General features: G+C 37.3%; 20 protein-coding genes, 1 pseudogene and 1 riboswitch. Of the genes and pseudogenes, 15 read left to right on the top strand and 6 right to left on the bottom strand.

The window, feature by feature from the left end; all coding sequences use genetic code 11:
* Nucleotide 1 precedes the first annotated feature (1 nt).
* The 3 genes from G3O09_RS01785 to G3O09_RS01775 form a co-directional block, all read right to left on the bottom strand.
* The gene (locus tag G3O09_RS01785) at nt 2-682 is read right to left on the bottom strand and encodes an Ig-like domain-containing domain (RefSeq protein WP_163099418.1); all 681 of its coding nucleotides are present in this window, start codon (nt 680-682) and stop codon (nt 2-4) included.
* Entirely contained in the window at nt 679-1,668 is a 990-nt protein-coding gene (locus G3O09_RS01780; RefSeq protein ID WP_163099416.1) for an Ig-like domain-containing domain, read from the bottom strand. Before G3O09_RS01780 ends, G3O09_RS01785 begins: the two co-directional genes overlap by 4 nt.
* Nucleotides 1,669-1,800: 132 nt before the next feature.
* Entirely contained in the window at nt 1,801-2,799 is a 999-nt protein-coding gene (locus G3O09_RS01775) for a C40 family peptidase (protein ID WP_163099414.1), read from the bottom strand.
* Between the two features lie 183 nt (nt 2,800-2,982).
* Between G3O09_RS01775 and G3O09_RS01770 the strand changes: the two genes are divergently transcribed.
* From G3O09_RS01770 to G3O09_RS01755, 4 genes are all read left to right on the top strand, one after another.
* The gene (locus G3O09_RS01770; protein WP_163099412.1) at nt 2,983-4,806 is read left to right on the top strand and encodes a S8 family serine peptidase; all 1,824 of its coding nucleotides are present in this window, start codon (nt 2,983-2,985) and stop codon (nt 4,804-4,806) included.
* A gap of 568 nt (nt 4,807-5,374) precedes the next feature.
* Nucleotides 5,375-8,164, top strand: a complete 2,790-nt coding sequence (locus G3O09_RS01765; RefSeq protein WP_163099410.1) for a hypothetical protein — start codon at nt 5,375-5,377, stop codon at nt 8,162-8,164.
* Between the two features lie 245 nt (nt 8,165-8,409).
* Nucleotides 8,410-8,820 carry a site-specific integrase gene (locus G3O09_RS01760; protein ID WP_205439581.1) on the top strand — a complete coding sequence of 137 codons (411 nt, stop codon included), beginning with the start codon at nt 8,410-8,412 and terminating at the stop codon, nt 8,818-8,820.
* A gap of 137 nt (nt 8,821-8,957) precedes the next feature.
* A complete protein-coding gene (locus G3O09_RS01755) occupies nt 8,958-9,227 on the top strand; it encodes a tetratricopeptide repeat protein (protein WP_163099402.1) in 270 nt (89 codons plus the stop codon).
* 193 nt (nt 9,228-9,420) lie between these two features.
* On the opposite strand, the gene G3O09_RS01750 is transcribed toward G3O09_RS01755, so the two are convergent.
* Nucleotides 9,421-10,209, bottom strand: coding sequence for an NPCBM/NEW2 domain-containing protein (locus G3O09_RS01750; protein ID WP_163099401.1), 789 nt, complete (start codon nt 10,207-10,209; stop codon nt 9,421-9,423).
* Between the two features lie 346 nt (nt 10,210-10,555).
* Nucleotides 10,556-10,717: pseudogene (locus tag G3O09_RS01745) on the bottom strand (IS110 family transposase); the annotation flags it as partial.
* Nucleotides 10,718-11,077: 360 nt separating this feature from the next.
* On the opposite strand from G3O09_RS01745, the gene G3O09_RS22295 reads away from it, so the two are divergent.
* From G3O09_RS22295 to G3O09_RS01730, 5 genes are all read left to right on the top strand, one after another.
* Nucleotides 11,078-11,239, top strand: coding sequence for a hypothetical protein (locus G3O09_RS22295; protein WP_240338299.1), 162 nt, complete (start codon nt 11,078-11,080; stop codon nt 11,237-11,239).
* Between the two features lie 141 nt (nt 11,240-11,380).
* Nucleotides 11,381-11,617 (top strand): tyrosine-type recombinase/integrase, encoded by a 237-nt coding sequence (locus G3O09_RS22290; RefSeq protein WP_338048397.1) that lies wholly within the window; start codon nt 11,381-11,383, stop codon nt 11,615-11,617.
* 42 nt (nt 11,618-11,659) lie between these two features.
* Complete coding sequence (locus G3O09_RS22285; RefSeq protein ID WP_240338297.1) at nt 11,660-11,803, top strand: hypothetical protein; 144 nt, start codon at nt 11,660-11,662, stop codon at nt 11,801-11,803.
* Between the two features lie 443 nt (nt 11,804-12,246).
* The gene (locus G3O09_RS01735; protein WP_163099399.1) at nt 12,247-13,269 is read left to right on the top strand and encodes a PIG-L family deacetylase; all 1,023 of its coding nucleotides are present in this window, start codon (nt 12,247-12,249) and stop codon (nt 13,267-13,269) included.
* Between the two features lie 26 nt (nt 13,270-13,295).
* Complete coding sequence (locus G3O09_RS01730) at nt 13,296-14,354, top strand: hypothetical protein (protein WP_163099397.1); 1,059 nt, start codon at nt 13,296-13,298, stop codon at nt 14,352-14,354.
* A 38-nt stretch (nt 14,355-14,392) separates the two neighbouring features.
* Here G3O09_RS01730 and G3O09_RS01725 read toward each other — a convergent pair whose 3' ends face one another.
* Nucleotides 14,393-15,586 (bottom strand): NupC/NupG family nucleoside CNT transporter, encoded by a 1,194-nt coding sequence (locus G3O09_RS01725; protein ID WP_163099395.1) that lies wholly within the window; start codon nt 15,584-15,586, stop codon nt 14,393-14,395.
* 114 nt (nt 15,587-15,700) lie between these two features.
* Nucleotides 15,701-15,801: riboswitch (purine riboswitch) on the bottom strand.
* A 93-nt stretch (nt 15,802-15,894) separates the two neighbouring features.
* On the opposite strand from G3O09_RS01725, the gene G3O09_RS01720 reads away from it, so the two are divergent.
* The 6 genes from G3O09_RS01720 (at nt 15,895) to G3O09_RS01695 (ending at nt 24,581) form a co-directional block, all read left to right on the top strand.
* Nucleotides 15,895-16,626, top strand: a complete 732-nt coding sequence (locus tag G3O09_RS01720) for a glycerophosphodiester phosphodiesterase (RefSeq protein WP_163099394.1) — start codon at nt 15,895-15,897, stop codon at nt 16,624-16,626.
* Between the two features lie 177 nt (nt 16,627-16,803).
* Complete coding sequence (locus G3O09_RS01715; RefSeq protein WP_163099393.1) at nt 16,804-18,978, top strand: phosphodiester glycosidase family protein; 2,175 nt, start codon at nt 16,804-16,806, stop codon at nt 18,976-18,978.
* 202 nt (nt 18,979-19,180) lie between these two features.
* On the top strand, nt 19,181-20,575 hold the full coding sequence (locus tag G3O09_RS01710) for a N,N-dimethylformamidase beta subunit family domain-containing protein (protein ID WP_163099392.1): 1,395 nt from the start codon (nt 19,181-19,183) through the stop codon (nt 20,573-20,575).
* A 206-nt stretch (nt 20,576-20,781) separates the two neighbouring features.
* Nucleotides 20,782-21,789 carry a VanW family protein gene (locus G3O09_RS01705; protein WP_163099391.1) on the top strand — a complete coding sequence of 336 codons (1,008 nt, stop codon included), beginning with the start codon at nt 20,782-20,784 and terminating at the stop codon, nt 21,787-21,789.
* A gap of 389 nt (nt 21,790-22,178) precedes the next feature.
* The gene (locus G3O09_RS01700; protein WP_163099390.1) at nt 22,179-23,438 is read left to right on the top strand and encodes an FxLYD domain-containing protein; all 1,260 of its coding nucleotides are present in this window, start codon (nt 22,179-22,181) and stop codon (nt 23,436-23,438) included.
* Nucleotides 23,439-23,453: 15 nt separating this feature from the next.
* Nucleotides 23,454-24,581, top strand: coding sequence for a S1C family serine protease (locus tag G3O09_RS01695; RefSeq protein ID WP_163099389.1), 1,128 nt, complete (start codon nt 23,454-23,456; stop codon nt 24,579-24,581).
* The last annotated feature ends 8 nt before the right edge of the window (nt 24,582-24,589 follow it).

Raw genomic sequence — 24,589 nt, 5'->3', positions numbered from 1 at the left:
CTTACTTTAAAGAATGAACTTCAGAGAAAAGCTTTTTATTCCCAGAGTAGGCATCAAAGCTTAGGTTAGTTACTTTTTCTCCTGAAGACAATCCTAAATGGAACTTGTTATTGCCTATGTAATGCATGGACCTGCCGTTGACTAGCAACTTGCTGATATTCCCTTTTGTTGTGACTGTCACATCCAGTACATATTCGTGCACATTCGCTGACACCTTTAACTGTTTGGAGTCAGGTTTCTTACTTGCAGTCTGCTTAGGGGGACGATTTGTGATATTTTTTGAGCTCGTAGTGCCAATAGAATTTACTTGCTCCTTTTTTTCCTCCAGCGCAAAAGGCATAAAAATATGCTCCTTTAAATATTGCTGGTTGGAAGAGCGGACGGATTTGTTAATGACTAATGTATAGACGTGACCAGCTTGATAGGCGGTCTCGGGAGATATAATAAGTTTATTTCCAGACGAAACACGAGAGACGGTTGGGATTTTTCGATTGGCTCCATCGACAATATAAACCGATGTATGTTTAATGGTCTTTTCATCAACTTGGCCATTAAACGTAATAGTCCAAGACTTGACCGGATTCAAAATCACCTTTTTCTCCAGTGTTTGTTCGGCAAACATGACATCCTGTTGGAGGAGCAACATCACAATAGGAAAAAGGATTAACATCCACTTTTTCATCGCTTCTCCACCTGAACCATAACCCTCTTCATCTCATTTTCTTCCATTAGGGTATTTAACGTACTGGCGTTTTTCAGTAAATCATATAAAGTATAGGTTTTGCCGGCTGTTTGATATTGGTAGGTTTCTTCAATGCTTAATACGCCGTCCTGGGAAACTACTTTTAGGATTTTGTTGTCAATCACTTGGTTGTCAATATCATAGACATAGACATTCACGTCAAAGCTATCAGGCAATTTATTTAGCCCAAGGCTGAATAAAAATTTTCCCTGCTCCAGGTTCGGCACCACAGCATTGGCTACTTTCAAATGCTTTGATTGCTTAATAGATCCGTTTTGAACAATATCGATGCGGACTCTTGAAACTTCATCCTGCTTGGTCTTAATATCAAAATTCGTGACCGATCCAGCTTGGGAAGAGGATTTTCCTACAGTTCCTTTTTTCTTATGTAAAATCGAAACGTTTTCTATGTATCGCTTGGGTGCGGATACAGTAATTTCCCTTGGTAAATAGCTTACGAGAAGGGAAGTGAGCTTGGACTCTGAATCTACAAAAAGCTCCTTGAAAGAATAATAGTCAGTCGAAAAGGAGCGGATTTTTTTGGACGTTGGGTATATAAGGCCATTATCAAAAGTAATCGCATAAGGTGCTAACTCAACGTAATACGTTCTATCTCCAAGTAAACTCTCTTCAGGTGTGATTTTCACAGTATTATTATCAATCACTGTTCTGATTTTAGTTTTAACATCATAGGTGCTCCGTTTGTAATAGACCTTTACCAAATCAGGATTGACCTTCGTCACCTTTGCACCGAATACTAGCGAAAGTTCTGTCCCATTTGGTACATATTTTGCCCCATCGAGTGGATAACTGCTTATGAGCTCGTAGCGCACAGAGCCTTTGACGTCTACCACATTAGGAACTAGCAGAGCTAAAAGAAAAATAAACACGGTAAGAATACCAAACGCTGCCTTAAAAACTCTCATCCCTTACATCCTTCCTCTGCTTATCTACTAAAATAATACTACCTATTGGGTAATCATTCCATATATTCTTCAGAATTCGAGGACATTTGACATAAAAAGGCTGGTCCTAATTACTAGGAACCAGCGTTTTAATCATTTATGTATTCTTTTGATCCCAGCAAATCTAGTTTTATAATAAGACTCTTCTAAAGAATTGATGGCTACACCCTTGCTGCTACTCGCATGGATGAATTGATCGTTTCCAAGATAGATTCCCATATGGGAGATGACTTGATTCTTGGAACTAGTGTAAAAGAAGACGCTGTCTCCAGGCATCGGTTTATCCACTTCTTTAGCTTTATCAAAATAGATGTACGAAGAAAGCCTTGAAATCGAGAAACCAGAATTAGAGTACACATAGTATATAAACCCACTGCAGTCAAACCCAGCAGGAGAGGTTCCTGCCCAAACATAAGGGATACCGACTAATTTTTTTGCTAATTCAATGAGAGCATCTTCCTTATCCGGTTCTACAGGAGTCGCCGGTGTGGCTTGTCCATCCTTTGAAATTATCAAGATTTGTCCAAGCTTTAAGGCATCGGATTTTAAATTGTTCAATATGTATAGCTGTTCCACAGTTGTTTGATAAAGAGTGGCGATTTTCCAAAGGCTTTCATCCTTCTTCACAATATGGATAATATCCTTCGAGGAAGGAGTCGCCTTTGGGGGAACTGGTTTGTTAGGGACCGCACTAGCAGTGTTTTTCGTAGGATCTGAAACTATCAGCTTCTGCCCAAGATTAATCGCGGGTCTTTTTAGCTTGTTCCAGGATTGTAGCTGGGCTACCGAAACCTTATATTTAGTGGCGATTTTCGATAACGTATCCCCTTTGACTACTGTATAGTAAACGGGCTTTACATTAGTTACTGTTCCTTTTGCCGGTGCTGCTATGATTAACTTTTGATTGATCGTTAGACGATCGGAGGTCAGTTTATTCCAAGCTTTAATATTGGCTACGGTTGTGGAATTGGCAACGGCAACCTTCGATAAAGTATCACCAGACTTAACGGTGTATGTATTTGCAAAAGCAGGAGTGACCAAAGTAGCGGAAAGGACAATCGCAGCTGTGAATAAAGTCGCGCGCTTTTTCAAATTATTCCACCTCTCGACATAATAATGCTACTATTCTATCAAAAAATAGGATATTCTACCATTAATTTTTTCAGATTATTTTATACAATATATTAATTCCCTTATATTACTAAAATGAAATTCTAATAGAATGCTATATAATTTCCGATAGAGTATGTACACATCTAGGAAGGTGGGGGAAATATGAAAAAAACTATGGCAAGCCTTCTTTTGATGGCTAATCTGTTGCCCGTCAGCCCAGCATTAGCTACTGAAAACAGTCAGTTACTAACCGATTCAAAAACAGCTAGTCTGCAAGCTATAGAGAATCAGAGTTACAGGGAATTAATTGTAAAGTTTAAGGCAGGCACAACGGAAGAGGAAAAGAAACGAGTTTTTCGGGAAGCCAATGTTAGAGAATTGGATTACATTGATAATGGTGACATCTCACTAGTTAAGGTCCTGGATGAAGATGGATTAAAGGAATTGGCAAAGCTTCTATATAGAAACCCATCGGTCATCTTCGCGGAACCCAATTATAAGGTAAAGAGCTCATTCGTCCCAACGGATCCTTATTTCAAAAAGCAATGGCATACGAGCAAGATTCAAATGCCGAAGGCCTGGGATTTTGAAAAAGGAGCGGCTTCTGTAACTGTAGCGGTAATAGATGGAGGGGTTGAAACTGATCATCCAGATTTAGTTGGCAAAATCGTTTCGCCCATCAACTTAGTGGCAGACACTACTATTGTGGATAAGGATCCGCATGGAACGCATGTTGCTGGAATCATTGCAGCTTCCGCAAACAAGATTGGAACTTTAGGAATCGCTCCTGGTGTCAAAATTATGCCTATCGATGTCTTCCAAGGAGAATTTGCGGAAGTCTTTGATATTGTGGAAGGAATCTATTATGCCGCAGACCACGGAGCAAAAGTCATCAATCTAAGCCTTGGATTGGACGAGCCTTCAGAAGCATTGGATGTTGCAACTAACTACGCACATTCTAAAGGGGCGGTTGTTGTGGCAGCAGCGGGTAATAGTGATACATCGACTTTAACCTATCCAGCTGCAAGTCCACATGTAATAGGGGTAAGCGCGACCGATCACGCGGATGAAATTACTTCTTTCTCAAACTATGGAGAATATATTGACTTGGCTGCACCAGGTTTGTTGATTTATTCAACCTACCCAGGAGGCACTTACAGATATTTGAGCGGAACTTCTATGGCAGCACCCGTTGTATCGGGTGTCGCAGCATTGGTTTTATCAAAAAATTCTTTCCTCACTCCTATCCAGGTTGAAGAGATCCTGAAGAAATCCGCGTTGGATTTAGGGGATAAGGGATGGGATGAATTTTATGGATTTGGAAGGGTAGATGCACTCCGTTCACTGGAGAATACTCCTCTAGCCGTAACGGACATCCAATCTACATCGAACATCTTTCCAGTAACGGGGACTAGTCGAACAGCTTTTTCCTTTATTACACCAAACGACACAACGGTAACAGTCTATATTCAAGACAGCAAAGGTTACACGGTTAAAAGATTAGTAACAGGTCGAAAATGGGCCGGAGGACGCTTTTCGATTGTATGGGACGGAAAACTAGACAATGGCTATTTTGCTACAACTGGAACATATAAGGTAATTGCAAGGGTTGCAGGAGCCAGTGGATCTGTCACTAAAATCAGGCATCAGCAGGTGATCGACAGAATACAACCAGCGATAACGCTACCGAATGCGTCGGTTTCCTTTTCATCTACAACGGGAGCTAAAGTTTCCATACCATATGAATTGAACAAAGCAGCTAAGGTAACCATTAACATTCAAGACACCAAAGGAAACGTAGTTAAAACTTTTTACAACAATTTGAGTATGTCAGCAGGAAAGCGGACCTTGAACTGGGATGGGAAAGATCTAATGGGAAAAATGGTTCCAAACGGGGCTTATAAATTGACATTTACTGTAACTGACAACAATAAAAGTAAAAAAATCACCCAGGCAACAATTATTGTTGATGGAAAAAATATATAAGGACATGAAGAAGGACTGACCATTTGTATGGTACAGTCCTTTTTTTATGGGGAATTATGAGGGGAGAAACCAATGCGGATTTAAAGAAAAGTGAGTTTTATGAAAAATTTACACGACATCAATATGGTAATGTTGGTTAGTTTGTCCATATTTATAGTCATAAGGTTTTATGAGTTTTTACTGAAAAAATGACATGAAACTGTAATGTTAAGAATAGGATGTTAAGGTGTGATTCCCCATTTTTAGTACCTATTACTTAAAGTATTTCGTAAACTAACCAAAATTGGAAACTATTACTATGGAAAAATGGGAAAATAATATGTAAAAAAGCTAGAATTTGCAAGTATTTTGTAATATTATAGGAATTGCAGAAGGAACTGGTAGAAATGTAAATACCAAATCCTTCAGCGGCTTAGTAACTAGTTAAATGAAAAATAACCTATTACAGGTTGATATTTCCTTATTTAACTAGTATAATAGTCGTTAAGTTTGTTAGCTGTCGAAATTTTACATATTTTTGTATCTTTAGACAGACTACTTTAAATATCGAAGGGAGATTTCCACACTCATGAAAAAGAAAGCAATCAAAATCGCTACAGCATCTGCGATCGCTGCATCAGGTTTCGTAGCAGTTGCACCAGTAACATCTGAAGCTGCTCCAAATATTGCAGGTGAAGTACAAAAAGCAAAACACGTTATGTATGAAGCAATGTACTCTTACAGCAAACCATACGTTGCTACTGGTGAACTAGTAGACCGTGAAGTAGTATACGCTGCTTACAAAAAAGGTGAAGCTCAATACAAATACGCAGTTAACTATGTTAACAAATATGCACCTGCGAAAGACAAAGCTGCATTACTTGCAGACCTTTCAAATGTTCGCACAAAGTATCTTCTTGGTCGCGCTTTGAACTACATAAAGTCTTGGAACGCTCTAGAACTTCAAGTTGAGCCAGCTGCTAAAGCTCTTGACGCTGCGGTGGTATTAAAAGATGAAGCGAAAATCTTAGAAGCTAAAGCTAACTTAGCTAAAGTTTATGATGCTCAAAAAGCTGAATTAAACAAAGTGGTAGAGGCTAACATCAAAGCTACAATTAACGAAAAAGCTGCAACTGTTGTAAAAACTGCAACGGATGCTGCTGATAAAGTATTAGCAGAGGTTTCAGTTCCTAAAGTTGAAAGCGTAAGTGCGATTAACTCTACTCAAGTTAAATTAGTATTCAATAAAGAGGTAACTTCTGCTAACCCAGCAAACTTCACAGTAACTAGAAAAGACGATGCTAACATCCGTCAATTCGTATCAAAAGTTGAAGTAAGCTCTACAAACAAAAAAGAAGTTACAGTAACATTTGCTGACAAATTAACTGCTGACAAAGCATATGAAGTTGTGGCTGATGGCGTAATGTCAGGTACTGCAAAAGTAGAAAACAGCAAAGCAGAATTCTACTATGCTAAATCTGTTGCAACAGGAATTCAATTTACTTCTACAACAGTTGCACCTGTTAAAAACATTAAAGATATCGTAAAAGTAACTGATCAATTAGGTCGCGATATCACAAGCGAAGTTGAATTATCAATTGAATCTTCAGACCTAGGTATTGTAGCTGCTGATGGTAGCACAATTGATAAAGGTGGGGACCATACTGCTGATAAAGCAATTGTAAAAGTAACTGTAAAAGGCACTTCAGTTTCAACATCTTCTACAATTGTAACTGTTTCTGATGCGACAGCTTCTACGTTCGTAGGGTATCACATTGGTGCAGATGAAACTTTAAAAACTACAGCAGATTACAAAGCTAAAAAAGCTGAAGATATCGTAACGTCTGTTTCTATGGGCGATTCTTCTAAGTATCTAAACATGTACTATGTTGACCAATATGGTAAAGATACTGATGCTAGAGTTGGTAATGAAGTTACTTATACAAACTTAAACCCAACAGTAGCGGTTGTTGGTGCTAATGGACAAATCACACCAATTTCAACTGGTACTGCTTTAGTAAAAGTTAAAGTTGGAGATTTAGAAACAACTGTTAATATCACAGTTAAAGCATCTGCTACTCCAACGACGCTTGAAGTTAGCAAAACAACTGTAAGTGCTGCTATTGGAGCAATTCCAGAAACATTTGATGTTTCGTTTAAAGATCAATTTGGTAAAGCTGTAAACTATGATTCTTCCAAATTAAGCATCAAATCTGCTGATGAAACTATTGCTAAAGCAACTACTGGTGCTACAGGATCAGTTTCAAAAGTAACTTATTCAGTATCTGCAGTAAAAGAAGGTACAACTACATTTACTGTAACTTACACTGATGGTTCTACAAAATATGAAAAAGTGATTCCTGTAACAATTTCTAAAGCTGGATCTTTAAACAGCTACAAAGTTGAAGTTGACTACACTACACTTGATCTAAACGCTGCTTCAACAGAAACTACTTCTGATAGCACAGTTGCTACAATTTCTGTTTATTCTCTAGATAGTAACGGAAACAAATTGGCTAAATTAGACCCTAACGGTGGGGTTGGAGTTAGCTTTGTCGATGAAACTGCAACTAATGGTGTTAAATCTAAAATGACTTTAAGCGATACTGCTGATACTTTAACTCTTAATAGCACTGTTACAAGTGCAACAACTGCAAAAGTTGCTGTTAAAGTAGGATCTTTCGTAGTAGATACATTAACTTTCGATGTTAAAGATACTGCTGCTAAAGCATCAAAAGTAGAATTCGCAAACAATGCTTTACCTTCATTAGCTGTTGGTGATACTCTTTCTGCAAAAGTTTTAGATTTAGTTAAACTTTACGACCAATATGGTAAAGAAATTACAAATAAATCAGGTCTTGCGATTGCTGCTAGCGATTTAATCGTAACTAACTCTGTTAATAGCTTTGCAATTGATGGATCAGGTAAAGTAGCTTTAACTGGTGATCTTAAGAAAGATGCAACAGCAGATATCGTTGTAACGAAGATTACTAATGGTGGAGATACTACTAACCTATTATCTACTCCAGTTGTTATTAAAGCTGTGGTAAAAGGTGATGCTACTGCACCAGTAATTGCAGCAACATACCCTAAAGCTGGTGCTGCTCAAGTAGCTGGATCTAAGAAAGTAGAAGTACTTGTTAAATCTAACGAAAATGGTAAAGCATACTTCTTATCTGTAGCTAACGATGCTACTGCTCCGACTGCTGCTGCTGTTGTTGCAGGTGCTTCTGTAGCACTTACAGCGAATACTGAAGCTTCACAAGTTTTAACACTTGCAGCTGATGCAACTGCTTATGATGTATATGTGGTTGTAGAAGATGCAGCTGGAAACTTAACTGCTCCAGTTAAAGTTGATGTAACTACACCTGCTTCTTAAGAAATAGAATTAAAAGGTTAAGGTCTGTTACTTAATGATGATTCAAAAGCCTTCGTAGGGAGAAATCTCTGCGGGGCTTTTCTTTTTAATTGTGTATACGAGTCAAATAAAAAAAGAAGTCTATATTATTATTTTGAAAGTCCTAATTCCTTCCAAGGAGATAGGGCTATTTCTTTTTGAGGAGGAACCATTTTGAAAAAGTCACTATTATGTTTTAGAAATTTAATAGAAAGGAGATTGATAGAATGATTTCGTCCAAAAAATATTGGCAAAGTACCCATGAAACGATTCCCGCACAAACGAAAATGATACTTAACGAATACCTGTTAAGTTTAAAAATGGAAAATAAAGCGGTTGCAACGATCATTAAATATCGATGGATATTAGAAAAATTTCTAAGTGAATGTACGACCCCTCTAGAAAAGCTGACCTCTAATGATGTAAGGAGATGGTTAGATGAATTTTCTGCAAGAAGAAAACCGAAAACAGTTGATCTCGTCTTAGCTACACTCTCCTCATTTTTTTATTTTTGTTTAGATGAGGAATATATGGAAACTACGGTTATGAAAAAACGATGGAAACCTAAAATACCGCAAGCTTTACCTAAGTATCTGGATGAATTTGAATATGTTCGTGTAAAACGTACTGCAGAATAGATATACAATCTATACCTTTAGAGATGAGGAATAAAAAATGGAAAAGTATGACGAATCTTATTTACTTTATCAAAAAGGATTAGAACACTTTAAAATGTGCGAATTCCAATCTTCATCAGAATGTTTTTTGAGGTCTAGTGATCCTGGATGAACATTCGAGAACATATGCAAGAATTTATGAATGTCTTATCAGTTTAGGTAAAACTGCTGATGCGAAACCTTATAAAGAGATAGCGTATAGGAAAAACCCTAACCACGATAAAGTGACAATGCAGTATGTAGAAACATTAATACTTGAAGGAAGAATTAATGAAGCCATAGAGATTCTAGAAAAGTTACTTCATCGGAATACAACCTATAATCCTGCAAAAAGGTTGCTTGAACAAATAAAGACTGGGCATGTTTAAGATGTAATGGGGGAATAGTTGAAAATCAGAGTTGTCATTGAGGCAGCTTTCTTTATGTGCTAAAGGGGCAGGTTAGTTTAAGAATAAATTTTTAAAATGAGCCTGTATCAATGATTACTTGGTAATCTATGACACAGGCTTTCCTTATCAAAAACTTATATACATCATTTGATATATTTTTACATTTTATAGATTATTTAATAATACAGTCGGCTAAACCAATTTTTACAGCGTATGAGCTGTTAATTTTGAATTGTAGCTGTTTCACATTAAGAATATCTAAATCAATATCCATCGGTAAGTCACCTTTATTTAATTCTATTTCTTTAAGTAATTCTCCATCGCCAAAGACTTGAATAATCGTATCCCTTGAATAATAGCCTCCGTCATCTCCTTCTTCATAAAATCCAATTTTGCCTTTTAAATTTGTGTACTTTTTATTTAGATTGAAATTTACATCCGTTTTAGTATAACCACTTGGTAAAAACTTGTATCCTTTATAATATGATTCTTGTCCCATAACAATTTTTTCGTTAACCTTTACATCGGTACTCGAATAATATGGCTTTATTATATCAGATATATAACTACCATTAGGTTTTACTCCTACATAATTAATATCAGTTTTTCTATCATATGTAACAGGAATTTCAAAAACATCTTTTACATAAGAAACAGGAATGTATTGATTGTTTTTATAAGTGATGATTCCTGTTTTAACAATCCCTTTGTATGAAACCTTAGTTTTTGAGGCTGTAGCTGCATTAGCTTTTAAAGTGGCATTTTCTTTCTTTAATTTAGCAATCTCCTGGTCCTTTGATTTCACCTTATTTGTTAAGGATTTCACTTGTTCTTTCAATTGTATTACTTGTTTTTTTAAGGATGCTACCGTATCGCCAGCCAGAGCAGAGTTTGGTGAAAATGCACTCCCCAATAAAATTGTAAAGACAAATAACAATCCAATCAAACTTTTCTTTTTCACTTAATTTCCCCCTTATATTTTTTAGTGCAATAATAAATCTACCAGATATGATAAAAATTTCCTATTATAAAATACATAAATTTTACTATTTTAACATTTTTATGCTTTTTTACAGTTCTAAACTTGTCCTATTTAACTAAAGAACTATTGGTCAAACGATTAATTTATTAAAACGTTTTTTAATTCATTTCTATTGTTATCGAAAATGTTGATTTTCATGGTCCACTAAACCAGCTAATAGTTTGTCAACATTTTTCAATGAAAAACTAAAAACATGCATGCTATACTAAAAATGCGCATGCCAAATAACCTTCCGTTTTAGTTTGGAAGGTATTGTATGATTTAGTTATATTTCTTTCGAAGCTAAATCTTGGAAAGTTGAATTGCTTTTAAATAGTGCATAAATCCAATGTAAAAGTTTGTTGGCACAGGCGATAACAGCTACTTTAAAGGGCTTTCCTTCTTCCCGTTTTTTATCATAGAACTCACCTAATCTCTTATTTCGTGGGGGCTTTAGTTGAAGAAGTTAAACAAAGAATCTATAAATCTCTGCAGAGCTTTCCTTTGATATATCCCCAAACTAATAGAAGAATAAACTTAAATAATAATGTTGATAGCAAGTACATCGGCCCTAACCCTATCGAGGAGTTAGGGTTATTTTTATTTAAGGATGAGTCATTTCAGTGAAAAAGGAGTTTGGCGTTGTGATGTTTTTGCAATTAAGGAGATTACATTAAAGGAGGCACAATATGTAAATCAGTTAAAAACATCTTGATTTAAAACGAATGTATGAAAAAGTAAGAAATGTTAACAACGATACTATGACACTATTAAGTTTTTGAAATTTGATAAAAAGGAGATTAATAGCGTGAATTCGACCAAAAAATATTGGCAAAGTACGCATGAGGGGATCCCTGTGCAAACGAAAACCATGCTTAACGAATACCTGTTAAGTTTAAAACTTGCCAATAAAGCTGAAGCAACGATCACCAAATATCGTACGATACTAGAACGATTTCTTAGTGAATGAAAGGTTCCGCTAGATTCCCTCACATCAGGAGATGTCATAAAATGGTTCAACGAGTATGCTGTTGATAAAAATGAAAAAACGTTGGACCTTGTACTAGCTACCCTTTCTTCGTTCTTTAATTTTTGTCTTACTGAAGAGTATGTGGACACCGTGCTTATTAAGAAACGATGGCGACCGAAGATTCCGCAGTCCTTGCCGAAGTTTCTGAATGAACAGGAGTATGCTCGTGTTAAACTGGCCGCGGAACACCTGTCACTTAGGGATCGAGCGCTTGTTTTATTTCTTTTTTCCTCAGGGTGCCGGAATTCAGAAGTAGCCGACATCACGATACAAGATGTCGGCCTGGAAAGACGAACAGTAGAAGTCAAGGGCAAATGAAAAAAGATTCGACACGTTCATTTTTCAGTAGAGTGTGCACTCGTGTTAAAAAACTATTTACGAACCCGATCAGGGGTTCGAACAGAACCGTTATTCATGAATAAGTTTGGAGGACGTCTTCAGTCCACGGGAATCTATAATATCACCATTAAATTAGGGAAATTGGCGGGCCTTGAACAATCGTAACACCCACATTGTTGCCGAAATACGTTTGCCACCAACATGCTAGCAAAAGGGGCAAACCTAGAGTTTAACGAAGATGAAATGGGGTAAGTCAATTTGAATACACCCGAGTCTATGCACGAATTCCCACAGAAGATATGATCCTGGCTTGTCAAAATAAAATGGGGTGATACCAATAAATAAAGTAGAAGTTCAGCAGTCTTTCTTTAATGATCACCAAGCTCGTTTTAGTTCAGGGATTTACATTACTTTATTGAGTAGCTCTTGTAGCATAACAGTCCTAAGTATTACATTTTTTTGTTTGATTTGATTTATTACTTAACTCTAAAAATTACATAAACTGATTGAATAAACCTAAAAAGGTTACGAAATTTCTGCAATATGGTAAAATAAACCTATATTAGAAGAAATAGTGAAAAATAAAAAGTTTTAGGAGCTACAAAACAATGTTTAAAAAATTAAGTTCTTTAACACTTGCTAGTTTTCTGTTATTTCCTATATTGAATACAGATGCGGCGACAGATGATAATATTTATTCTAAAAATACTATTCAATCTTTATCAACAAATAATAAAACTAAAGCAAATCAACCCACCTCAAACGCCAAAAACAAAAACTATAACAATAGAAACACAATGATTAACAAAACACCACCCAAACAAGTAAAGGAACCCGTCATTTACATAACCCCACACGCTGATGATGAAACGCTGACATATGCGGTGGATATATTAAATGAAAGAAGAAAAGGTCGACCAATTATCCTTTCTCTTGTTTCAAGTGGTGAGGATTCCTTTTCTAGAGAGATGTTAAATGGTAGGGTGGATCATGAGTCACATCCGAAATTTAGTGATCAGATTGGGGAGGAAATTTATTGTGCATGGCATGGGATGGTCCATAATCATGCTACAGAGCAATATTTGGATGGTTATTTAACTAGACAAAAGTTTAGTAAACTTAGAATTGATGAGTTTCATAGGGCAGCTGAAGGAATGGGGATTCCTAAGAATTTTGTAAACTATGATAATTTGTCGACTCAGACGATAAGTAAAGAGAATGTAAAGCAGATTATTATGAAATATAAGAAGCAATATCCTACTGCTGAGTTTCGGACTATGTCTAAGTATGATTATCATTATGAACATAGAATGCTCGGAGAAGCGCTTGAGGAGTTAGAAAATGAAGGGTTAATTGAAAAGGAAAAAACACGTTATTTCTTATCTAATTATACATATCGCTTTGATCACACATTGGAAAGTCGTATTGGCATTGAGGCTTATGCGCGCTTGAAGGACGGAATGAAGGTTGAGAGACTAACCAGTTCAAGCGATGCAGTTTATTTAACGAATAGTATCAGTGCATATGAAGCATATGTTCCTTCGCTTGGATATTATGCAACGGGTTATCATTCGGTGGTATCTCAATTTAAATCATTAAAGGGCGACATGTCTACGGTTTACTATGACTAATAGATTTATAGAAAAGGTGATAAGAAGTGAAAAAGGTTGTTATAGCTGTATTGATTGCCTTAATTTTCATTATTGGGTCAACAAAGACAAGTATTGCTGCAACGAATAACGACTCAATTGATAAAGCAATCATCCAACTAGAAAAAATGGCTGAAAGTATAATATCTCAGGAAACAAAATTAACAAAATTATCTACTTCTACACTCAGCAATTTCGAAAAAGGTATTGTGAATGTAGAAAAACAGATAAAAACAGTCAAGTCCAAAGAGATCAGAGATAAGTTTATCCAACGTACCAATAAATTAAAGGTGGTCCAATTAACGGCAACCGCATATAATAATGCATTTCTGAAAGGGGAAAGCCTCAATAAGTTAGCAGTATCGGTAAAGACGGGATATGATAAAAATCAAACCACTCAAAGTCTAATTAATACATATAATCAGTTTGTTTCAACTCAAAAGCAATATAACCAGGAGCTAGTGAAAATTAAGGACAAGGCTCTTCAAACCAAGTTAGATGGGAAATTTGGTAAAGTAGCGAAACAAAAAGTTGTGAATGCGGAACCTTACGTTAAAGCGCTAGTCTTATTATTAAAGGTCGAAAAGGATCTTAACTCAGACTCCTTGTCTTTTTATGATTCCTATCAGGCATACTTTAATGCTAAACAAAAGCTAAACAAGGATAAGGCCCATTACGGAATACTGGAACAGTACTACAACAAAATATTCGAAAAGAATTTTGCTGGAAAATATAAAGGGATAGTCGAATCGGTTACCAAAACCTTTGAACACTTAGAATACAACTATAATAATCGCTTGGAAGAGAGCTTGAATGCTTTTTATTTCGAGAATGACCAAGAATATAGAAGGAACTTGCTCGTTTATAAGAAAATTTGGGATGAGGGCTGGAAAATTGATTTTCATGCCATCAAGGTTTACCCTCTAACGCCGGACTATAGCTTTGTCCAAACTGAAGAGCGTTCCACGAATAAGAAAAATCAAAAGGTCACAGAAAAGTGTGTCTATAAGGTAGAGAAAATCAATGGGAATTGGAAAATCATAAGCATTGAAACCACTGTTTCTTAAAAAGAGGGATGGGGAATTTCTCCCCCATCCCACTATTATTAAATAAACATCCCCACAAATACTGCAGTAATAAAACTAGCTAAAGTCCCTCCAATTACTGCCTTCAACCCTAGCTTCGAAACAAGCGGTCGTTTCGAAGGATCCATAGATCCCAATCCAACAATCAACTGTCCAATTGAAGATAGGTTTGCAAAGTTGCAAAGTGCTACGGATAAAATTGCCACAGTTTTTGGTGATAATTCATCGATCATTTTTGTCAATTCCATATAAGCTACAAATTCATTGACCGAGACTTTTGTTCCAATAATAGAAGCGGCTCTGAATGCTTCGTCCAATGGTACTCCAATTAACAAAGCAAACGGATAGAATAAATATCCAAGAATAGAAACAAGGCTAGTCCCAACCAACCCTAGGATTCCGTTAAATAAGGCAAGTAGTCCAATAAAGGCAATTAGAAGTCCACCAATATTAAGAGCAAGTTTGACTCCATTAATGGCTCCTTCTGCTATTGCTTCGAAACCATTTGTATATTCGGTTCTTTCTATAGAAATGTCCTCATTCGTCAGACTTTTCTCTGTTTCAGGTTCTAAAAGCTTTGCGGTGATTAGAGAAGCAAGAGGGACACTAAATACAGAAATTAGCAAATATTTCATTTCCACACCCATTAACGAGTACCCAACCAGGATTGCTCCACTAGCTGAAGCTGTTCCACCAACCATGACTGCAAATAGCTCTGAACGAGTTAGGTTTTTAATATATGGTTTAACCAGTAATGGTGCTTCCACTAATCCCAAGAAGGAATTTCCTACTGCGCTGAACGTTTCTACTTTAGTTGTACCAAGCAATTTTCCTAAAGTTAACCCAGCAATACGAACTACAAATGGAATGATACGTAAATGATATAAAAGAGAGACAAGTGCAGAGATGAAAATCACGGTTGAAAGAACTTGGATCGCAAATACAAATGTAATGTTCGATCCTTCTGCAAAAAATCCACCGAATACAAATTGTGTTCCTTCATTACTATAGTCGATGACTTTTTGGACGCCAGCTGCAGTTTTTCGAAGAATATTTTGTCCGATTTCAGATTTCATGACAAAAAGTACGAATAAACCTTCTAGGACTAATCCTATTGCTATGGTTTTCCAAGGAATTGCTTTACGGTTGCTGCTAAATAAAAATCCTACAAATAAAACGCCGATTAATGATAACAATCCAAATAAGATATCCAAGCTAATTCCTCCTAATAAAGTGTATAGTCTGATGTCAGACCTCTATAAAAACAAAAAAGCCACACACTCAAGCTTTTCACTGATAGCAGAAAAGCTTGAATGCATGGCAGGCATGATCCAGTTGCTTTTCCCTATAGTCCGGCCATTTACGGCTGCCGGGTAGAAACGAATGGACCATATCTCCATCATATATAAGGAAGTTTGATAAAGTTTTTTGTTAGTTTAACAGCATATAATGTTTCATACAATGGTAAATGTTATAGTCGAAATAGATGATGTAGTTCGAATTTTAAGAAAGAGGTGTGAAGATGGGAAAGACACTTATTTTTGCACACAGAGGCAGTAAAGGGACACATCCTGAAAATACATTAGCCGCGATGCAAGAAGCAGTTCGGCTTGGAGCGGACGGGATTGAACTTGATGTTCATCTGACTAAGGACGGGGAACTAGTGGTCATCCATGACGAAACCGTCGATCGTACGACGAATGGAACAGGAAAAGTCATGGATTTCACATTGGAAGAACTGAAAAAGCTGGATGCAGGATCTTGGTTTTCCAATGAATTTCAAGGAGAAACCATTCCAACTTTAAAGGAAGTGCTACAACTATTACAAGGTACCGAAATCCTATTAAATGTAGAATTAAAAACCGATGTGATCCAATATCAAGAAATCGAAGAAAAAGTATTGAAGGACTTAGAGCAATTTTCATATAAAGACAAGGCTATCATTTCTTCCTTTAATCATTATAGTGTTCAAAGAATCAAACAACTGGATCCTGAAATCAATATAGCAATTCTTTTCGTGGAAATACTTGTCGAACCTTGGAAATATGCAGCTTCGATAGGGGCATCTGCCTTGCATGTACACACACCAGTTGCCTATACAGAAATGAGTCGCGAAGCAGAAAGAAACAACTTTCCATTAAGGGTTTGGACCGTTAACGAAGAAGAAGACATGAAAAAGCTGATTGGTATGAACATTGATACCATCATGACCGATTTCCCAGAAAAGGCTCTGAAAATTAGGGATAAAGAATAAATGGAAAGATGAACCCTGTGATGAAAACAGGGTTTTTTTGTGTATATTGTATCTAGTAATATATAACTATCTTTATTAAACATTTTCTAATTTACCCAAAACACGCCAATTTGGTAATAATTTGTCATATAATGATAGATAGATAAACAACTAGATTAGGTGTGAAGGGAGAAAATGATGTTTAAGAGAATTATGATTGCTGGTGTCGTCTGTTTTTCGTTTATGGTTTCGTCGATACAACCCGTAGAATCGGCCCCTGCAAAGAAGTTATCCATTGGAACTGTGGCAAAGGAAACCACAAAGGTCCTTACTGAAGGTGTGAGCCATTCGACTTATCAAATTAACAGCAATAGTGGTAAGCAATTCATCAATAAGATGGATGTCAGTCCTGCTGTAAGCAATATTGGTTTTGAAGTGGGTATGGCTAAGGATAAAATCCTAGGTTTAGAAACCGTTTCTTCTATTTCTAAACGTAACGATTTTACAGAGGGTGTTATTCTAGCTGGAACAAATGGAGATTATTTTGATTCAAGCGGATCACCTACTGATTTAACCGTACATAATGGAGAAATCTGGACCACCAATACGACTATTGCGTCAAGCCGAGTAATTTTCGGGGTGACCAAGGAAGGGAAAGCCCTTATCGGCAGCCCGGATATTTATGTCGGTATGAAGGTTAATGGTGGTAGTATTTATAATATTACAGGAATCAATAAAAAGAGAAACAGTGATCAATTGATCATGTATACTCCAAATTATTATTCAAGCACTAAAACGAATTCCTCAGGTACGGAAGTAGTCCTTACTGATATGAATGGCGTTTTGAACGGAAATGGAAAAGTCACTTTTAAGGTTAAGGAAGTGTTGGCTGGTAAAGGCAATACCAAGCTAAACGAGGGTGAATATGTCTTATCTGGTCACGGATATAGTAGTGAGTATTTGAAAAAGAATGTGAAGCCAGGAGATTCAGTGGAAGTCACGCTTCATTATTTCGAGGAAGAATGGGCTGGAATCGAGGAATCCATTGGCGGACGCTATCAATTAGTGAAAAAGGGTGTCACTCAATCCTTAAATGTTAAAGGTGCAGCACCAAGGACGGCTATCGGTATTAAGGAAGACGGTAGCGTGTTTATGGTTGTGCTGGATGGAAGAGATAAGTACCACAGCGTTGGAATGACTTTAAACGAGATGGCCAAAGTCATGAAAGATTTTGGTGCTGTCGATGCGATGACATTTGATGGTGGCGGGTCATCGACCATGGTGGTGAAAAATCCGGACACCATGCAATTAGGCGTAGTGAATAAGCCGTCAGATGGTAAGGAAAGAAGTATTGCTAATGCCTTATTCATTGTCAACAAAGCTCCTATGGGGCCATTAAGCAAGTTAATTCCTTCTACAAAAGAAGTGACTCTTTTTAGCGGCCAAACCTATAAAAACTTAGGCATCGATATCAAAGGCTACGATGCTGCTGGTTATCCAGTCCCTTTAGATGCCCCTATCACTTGGACTTCGGATAAAGGGGTATTTAACGAGGATGGCAGCTTTACCGTAAATGGAACTGGTAAAGGGAAGATTACTGCAACTTCTGGATCCATTTCAACGGATATTACAATCAATTTCAGCAATAAACTGGATAAGATTACATTAGAAAATGATGTCATCGCCCTACCAGCGAATATGAGTACGCCTATTAAAGTTAAAGGTTATTTAAATGGAAAAAGTATTGTTGAAGATCCAAAGGCATTCACCTACCAAGTTTCTCCTACAACGTTAGGCTCTGTGAAGGATGGAGTTTTTACATCCGGAAGCAAGGTCGGAACAGGAACTTTAACAGTGTCCTATGGTACTACGAAGGCAACGGCCAAGCTCATTATAGGCACTAAGAATTCAGTTGTCATTGAGACCTTCGAAGGTAATATTTCAAGCTGGAAGGCTACTGGGGCTAAATATAAAACGATAGCGATCGCACCTGAAAGGAAAATTATCCAGTATGGCAAGCAATCCTTAAAACTAAGCTATGACTTCACTGGAAATACTGGAACTTCAGGCATTTACGCTTCTCCATCTACACCAATGACTCTTCAGGGCAATCCAAAGAAAATTGGAATGTGGGTTTATGGTGAAGGTAATGGCTATTGGGTAAGAAGCCAGTTAAAGGATGCTAACCAAAAAGAAATCAATCTAGACTTTACAAGGAACATGAACTGGAAGGGCTGGAAGTACATTGAGGCTACCATTCCATCCGGGTTCAAACCTCCTTATAAGCTAACTGCGCCAGTTCGTTACATGAGTGTGGATACGGCAAAAAGTAAAGGAAATATCTACGTAGACAACATTGCTGTAATCTATTAATACACAGTCCTGCAGGGGAAATCTCTGTAGGGCTTTTATTTTGACTGAATAGTGGTGCCTGTCACCACCCGAATTTTGTCGAATGCCTTGTGGGAAATTTTACAAGTCATTTTTGTTTTCTATTAATCTAAAACCAATGAACATTTTACCGATATATAATAGACAATAGGTCTCTATTGCAACTTAGAATCCGGAGGAAGATATGAAAAAAGTTGCGTTTTTATTGATGATATCAATGTTTATTATACTCCTTAGCCAAAATTATACATATGCATCAGAAAATATAGAGAATTCGGAGCAAATATCCCGTCTAAGTACGAATTCAAAAGACTCACAGTGGAAAATCAGCAAGCCAGCAGGCAAGGCCTTACAGGGCTATGCCAACCAAACCTCTATTGAGGCTGGGGAAAAGCTAGTATTCTATATTCACAACAAAAAGCCATTCCACATTGAGTTTTATCGCATGGGCTACAACGAGGGTAGCGGCTCTGAATTTATGCAAAAAACGAGCAGATACTCTGGAATCCTAAGAAATAAACAACCCGCTTTAGGAGCGACTGAAGCGAAATGGTTACCAACCGTAAACTTTACAGTTCCACGATCCTGGAGTAGTGGAGTGTATTTGGCAAAGCTGGTGGATACTGATAATCGACAAAGCTATATCCCATTTGTGGTGAAACAATCAAAGCCTAAAGCCCAGCTCGGTATATTAATTGCTGCGAATACCTATCAAGCCTACAATAACTGGGGTGGCAAGAGTCTGTACGGATATAACAGCACGTATAGTCAGGCTGGATATCAAGCTTCCTTTAAGCGTCCATATAATACAGGAAATGGTTCAGGTGATTTCTTTGCCTATGAATATAATTTTATCCGATGGATTGAGCGTCAAAACTATTCGATTACCTATTTTACTGACAAGGATGTTCATGATGGAATTCTAAGAAAGTCACAAATCAATGCGATCATCATACCAGGTCATGCTGAATATTGGACAATGGGAATGAGGAAGGCAATTGAAGAAAAAATGAAAAATAAGGTCGGACTTGCCGTACTGAACGCTAATGTAGGCTATTGGCAGGTTCGTTATGATACGAAGGATCCAACAAAAATGTATGGTTATAAATATTATGATGATCCATTAGCTCTAACTAATCCTTCCCTTACGACAACAAAATTTCGTAATAGCCCTGTAAATTATCCAGAACAAATGCTGTTTGGCATTCAATATGCGGGAATTCCTGAGAAAAAATATAATGATTTAACCATCACGAACAATCATTGGCTATTGAAGGGGACTACTTTAAAAAAAGGCGACAGAATCCGGAATATCATTGGTGGTGAAGTCGATGCCTATGATGGCACGATACCTGGAGTTGAAATTCTTGGAGAGTCATTTGTAGGCCTATATGGAAAAAGTACAAAATCCCATGTAACCTGGTATAAGCATCCTAATGGAGGCAAGGTCTTTGCTGTAGGTACGTTCTACTGGAACTGGTACCTGGATGCCTACGGGAAAAAAGAACACAACGCTTACCCGAATCTAAATGTGCAAACGATCACGAAAAATGCCATTAATGAATTGATTAAAAAGTAAATCTCGTAAACTCGATAAGATAAACGAACTCAGTCAAATTTGAGTTCGTTTTTTTTATTTACCCCCATCTAAGAATAATGACTCAAATTACCACCAATCATTCATATGACAAAGAGTATTTGAATATAAATGACGGTGATAGAAAACAGTATTGTTTTTCTTGGATAGTAAGTTTTAATATATGCTTTGGAAAAATAGGGGGACAAATGAAACGTAAATGGGTAATTACAGGTGTATTAGCTGGTAGTTTGATAGGGTTGACGGGCTGTAATAAAGATATAGAGGCTGAGAAGGCATTAGAGAGAAAAATAGAGAGATTAGAGAAAAAAGTAGAAGAGTTAGAGAAGAAACTGGAGGAACAAAAGACAGTAGATAAGGTAGAAGAGGAAGAAGAAGTGGAAGAGGTAATGATAACGGTAATGGATCCGAATACAGGAAAAGTGCTTAAAGAAATTATTCCGATAGAGATGGGCTACGGGCAGAATAAAGAGAGCTACGAAAAGCAAATAGCGGATTGGGTTAGAAGTTTAGCAAGATCAAGCTATGACCAGCGCATGGTCCTGGATAAAATCGGGGCCAATGGAGAGATCATCAAAGGCAAGCCTCGTGTCATTCTATCAGAAAACCAATTAGTGGAAAGTATAATGGGATTATCTGATAAGGGTGGAGAAGTGAACTTACCCCTTAGTATTACGGAATCAGGATATAAAGCGGAAGAAGCGAAGAGTTTAGGAGAAGTGGTAGTAGGGACTTATACGACAAAATTTGATAGTAGTGTGACTGGGAGGGTAAGAAATATTGAACTATCGTCTCAGACTATCGATAATGTGATTTTAGGAGTTGGGGACATTTTTTCTTTTAATACCCAAGTGGGCGAACGGACAGCAGCTAGAGGCTATCAGAAGGCAAAGGAAATCGTAGATAAGGAATTAGTGGAAGGAATTGGTGGGGGAATCTGCCAGACATCATCCACGTTGTATAATGCTATCGATCAACTGCAAATAGATTATGTGGAGCACCACAATCACTCCTTGGATGTAGGGTATGTACCTAAGGGAAGAGATGCGACGGTGTCTTGGGGTGGACCTGATTTTAGGTTTAAGAATATACAGAGTGTTCCACTTCTGATAAAGGCGTCTGTTAACAAGCAGGCAGGTACGTTGACGGTAGAAATAAGAACATCAAAAGTGAATGCGAAATTGATTAAGAAATAGTAATATAGTCATCCAAAAATTTATAAAAAGCATGTCGACATTTATTGCGACAGGTCGAGACTGTAGACAAACCTTTAAAATGTGAGGTTGGCTACGGTCTTTTTTTATAGGTAAAACGTTCATCTAAGTTGGTTCTTGATTTGTATCCTTTTTGGGCAATAACAGATATGCCCTCAAAATAATGCAAGGATATAACTTTTTAGCCTGAAATAATAAAGAAATAATATTTTATAAATAGTTCAAATATCCTATAATGAAGTAAGGTTTTACATTTGACATATGAATATCCAAAATAAGCCGCTTATTCATAATAAATTGAAAAGCGGCTTATTAAATGAAATGAGTCTGACTTTGTAGCTTAGGTGCTTATTCCAAGGAGGAGGAATAATATGTATTGCAATCAATGCGGGGAGAAGATGTCAAAGGAGTCCCGTTTTTGTTCAAATTGTGGTGCAGAGGTGCAGTCAATAAGTAATATTGACAGTGAAACAGATATAAATGAGGAATCAATACCTATGGTTGAGGAACAAAAATATGTAGAAGCCTTGCCAGAAGATGATAAACCCAATAATGTGCCTGAAACCCATGTCCAAGTGGAGAATAAATTTCTTCGTTTTTTGCCTGTACTTGCACCAATTGTAAGTATTCTAGTGGTTGGGATAGGATTATCCTTTTATTTTTTTCAACAAAAAGAGGTAAATGCAGATGTCTTGAAACTAAAGGGAGTTGCTGAGGAAAGTGCCATAAATGAAAATTATGCACAAGCGAAGAGGCTAATTCAACAGGCTTTATCGAAACGCCCCTCCTATTTGGCGTTGACTGAAGATCTTGAAGTCATTGAAAAGGCCATGGAATATGAAAAAATACTAACCTCGGTTAGCAAACAAATCCAAAAGAATAACTTTGCTGACGCATCAAAGGAGATTACTAGTTTAAAACAAAAATTGAAAGACGTAGAAGGGCCAGTATTTGAAAATATCCATAAACAAGTCGAAGTAAAGGAAATCAAGATTACAGTTGGAACAATTAAGAAGGAATTAAACGGATTGAAAACCGTAGATCAGCTCGGTGGGAAATTATCCATCCTTTCATCATTACCTGAAAAAGAGGCGAGTGCGGTCAAAACGGAAATCATCAATAGGATTGTCCAAATAAGCAGCAATGAAGTGGAAAATGAACTATCTGAAAATAATTTTACTGAGGCATTTGCAATTATTGAAAAAGGTCTTCAGTTCGCTGTGAATCATGAAAAATTGTTGTCATTAAAGAAACGTGTGGAACAAAGCCAGATAGCATTTGGAAATAGTGAACAACAGAGAATTGAACAAGCGATGGAGGCTGCTGCACAAGAAGACTTGAAAAATAAAACTGCTGCCGTTCAAGTATCGGATCTTTCAGTTGAAATTAGTGAATACGGAGACCTTTACATTTCCGGCCAGGTACAAAATGTAGCGACGACTAGTATAAGCTCCATTACGGTTTATTTTACGATTTACGATGCCAACAATAATTATATTGATGAGGGCTATGCAACAGTAAATCCATATTATTTGGAACCAGGTGAATGGGGATACTTTGAGGATTCATATTATGGAGTCTACCAGGATGTGAACGTGGAGATTGACCACTGTACTTGGTACCTTGATTAAGAGGAGGTGGATAAGATGAAAAAATGGATCATCAGTTTGATTTTGACGGTCCTGATTTGGGGCGGAGGGATATATGCTTTTTTCTATATTAAGGAACATGTAGGAAAGGAGCTGAGAGCTTCATCGGAATTAGTGGGAAGTAACGAAGGGACTGAGAAAGAAAAAGGTCCTTTAGAGTTAAAAGAAATTATCCATAACACACAAAAGCTTGTGGTCAAAATAGAGTTAAAGGACGGTTCATTGGGATCTGGGTTTATTTACAATGACAAAGGTGATGTTATCACCAATGCCCATGTCGTGGGTAATTCTAGGAGCGTCGTTGTAAAGACTTCAGATTCCAAGGAATTTACAGGTACAGTCATTGGTCTCAGCAATGAAACCGATATTGCGGTAGTGCGCGTAGCAGGACTGGAAGGAACAGTACCACTTCAAATTGAAGGGATCAAAAAGGCAGAGGTTGGGGATGAAGTATTGGCGTTAGGAAGCCCTCTTGGTCTGCAAAATACAGTTACCACAGGAATCATCAGCGGCACCGAACGTGATTTCGATATTGAACCGTTCCATTATGAAGATGTTTACCAAATTTCAGCACCAATAGCCCCTGGCAACAGTGGAGGACCTTTGATTAATAGTAAAAATGGGAAAATCCTCGGAATCAATTCAGCAGGAGTGGATCAAGGGGCCATTGGTTTCAGCATACCAATCGTAAGCGTGCTAACTACTCTAGAAGGATGGTCGAAAACTCCGATGACTTCGCTACCAGAGGTGGCCCTTGATACAGAGGGATATGCTACTGGAGATGAGTATAGCATGGAAGAGTACTCTAGTTATCTCGTAAAATATTTCTATGAAAATTTGAATTATGGGGATTATGTGACAGCGTATTCGTTACTGGGGAGTTCATGGAAATCCAATCTTCCTTACGAAGAGTTCAGGGAAGGTTACCTAAATACACGGACGGTCACCATAGATGAACTAGTAACTTCCCAATCTGGAGAAAAATCTTCAGTAGTGGCAATTATATCGGCAGAAGAACGAAAAAATGGATCTACCGTATACAGCAAATATAAAGTATCCTACGAGATAGGCTACGAAAATGACCAGTTGAAGTTGCTATCGGGAAGTGGGGAAAAGATAGAATGAAAGAGTGT

This window comes from Peribacillus alkalitolerans, assembly GCF_010882125.1.
Taxonomy (GTDB): Bacteria; Bacillota; Bacilli; order Bacillales; family DSM-1321; genus Bacillus_BN; species Bacillus_BN alkalitolerans.
This window is presented reverse-complemented; position numbering and strand designations above follow the sequence as displayed.

What these genes read in the sequence shown, in the direction of transcription:
- G3O09_RS01765 (WP_163099410.1), top strand. Translation starts at nt 5,375, where the DNA reads ATGAAAAAGAAAGCAATCAAAATCGCTACAGCATCTGCGATCGCTGCA.
- G3O09_RS01695 (WP_163099389.1), top strand. Translation starts at nt 23,454, where the DNA reads ATGAAAAAATGGATCATCAGTTTGATTTTGACGGTCCTGATTTGGGGC.
- G3O09_RS01760 (WP_205439581.1), top strand. Translation starts at nt 8,410, where the DNA reads ATGATTTCGTCCAAAAAATATTGGCAAAGTACCCATGAAACGATTCCC.
- G3O09_RS01715 (WP_163099393.1), top strand. Translation starts at nt 16,804, where the DNA reads ATGTTTAAGAGAATTATGATTGCTGGTGTCGTCTGTTTTTCGTTTATG.
- G3O09_RS01785 (WP_163099418.1), bottom strand. Translation starts at nt 682, where the DNA reads ATGAAAAAGTGGATGTTAATCCTTTTTCCTATTGTGATGTTGCTCCTC.
- G3O09_RS01720 (WP_163099394.1), top strand. Translation starts at nt 15,895, where the DNA reads ATGGGAAAGACACTTATTTTTGCACACAGAGGCAGTAAAGGGACACAT.
- G3O09_RS01780 (WP_163099416.1), bottom strand. Translation starts at nt 1,668, where the DNA reads ATGAGAGTTTTTAAGGCAGCGTTTGGTATTCTTACCGTGTTTATTTTT.
- G3O09_RS01710 (WP_163099392.1), top strand. Translation starts at nt 19,181, where the DNA reads ATGAAAAAAGTTGCGTTTTTATTGATGATATCAATGTTTATTATACTC.
- G3O09_RS01705 (WP_163099391.1), top strand. Translation starts at nt 20,782, where the DNA reads ATGAAACGTAAATGGGTAATTACAGGTGTATTAGCTGGTAGTTTGATA.
- G3O09_RS01770 (WP_163099412.1), top strand. Translation starts at nt 2,983, where the DNA reads ATGAAAAAAACTATGGCAAGCCTTCTTTTGATGGCTAATCTGTTGCCC.
- G3O09_RS01700 (WP_163099390.1), top strand. Translation starts at nt 22,179, where the DNA reads ATGTATTGCAATCAATGCGGGGAGAAGATGTCAAAGGAGTCCCGTTTT.
- G3O09_RS01735 (WP_163099399.1), top strand. Translation starts at nt 12,247, where the DNA reads ATGTTTAAAAAATTAAGTTCTTTAACACTTGCTAGTTTTCTGTTATTT.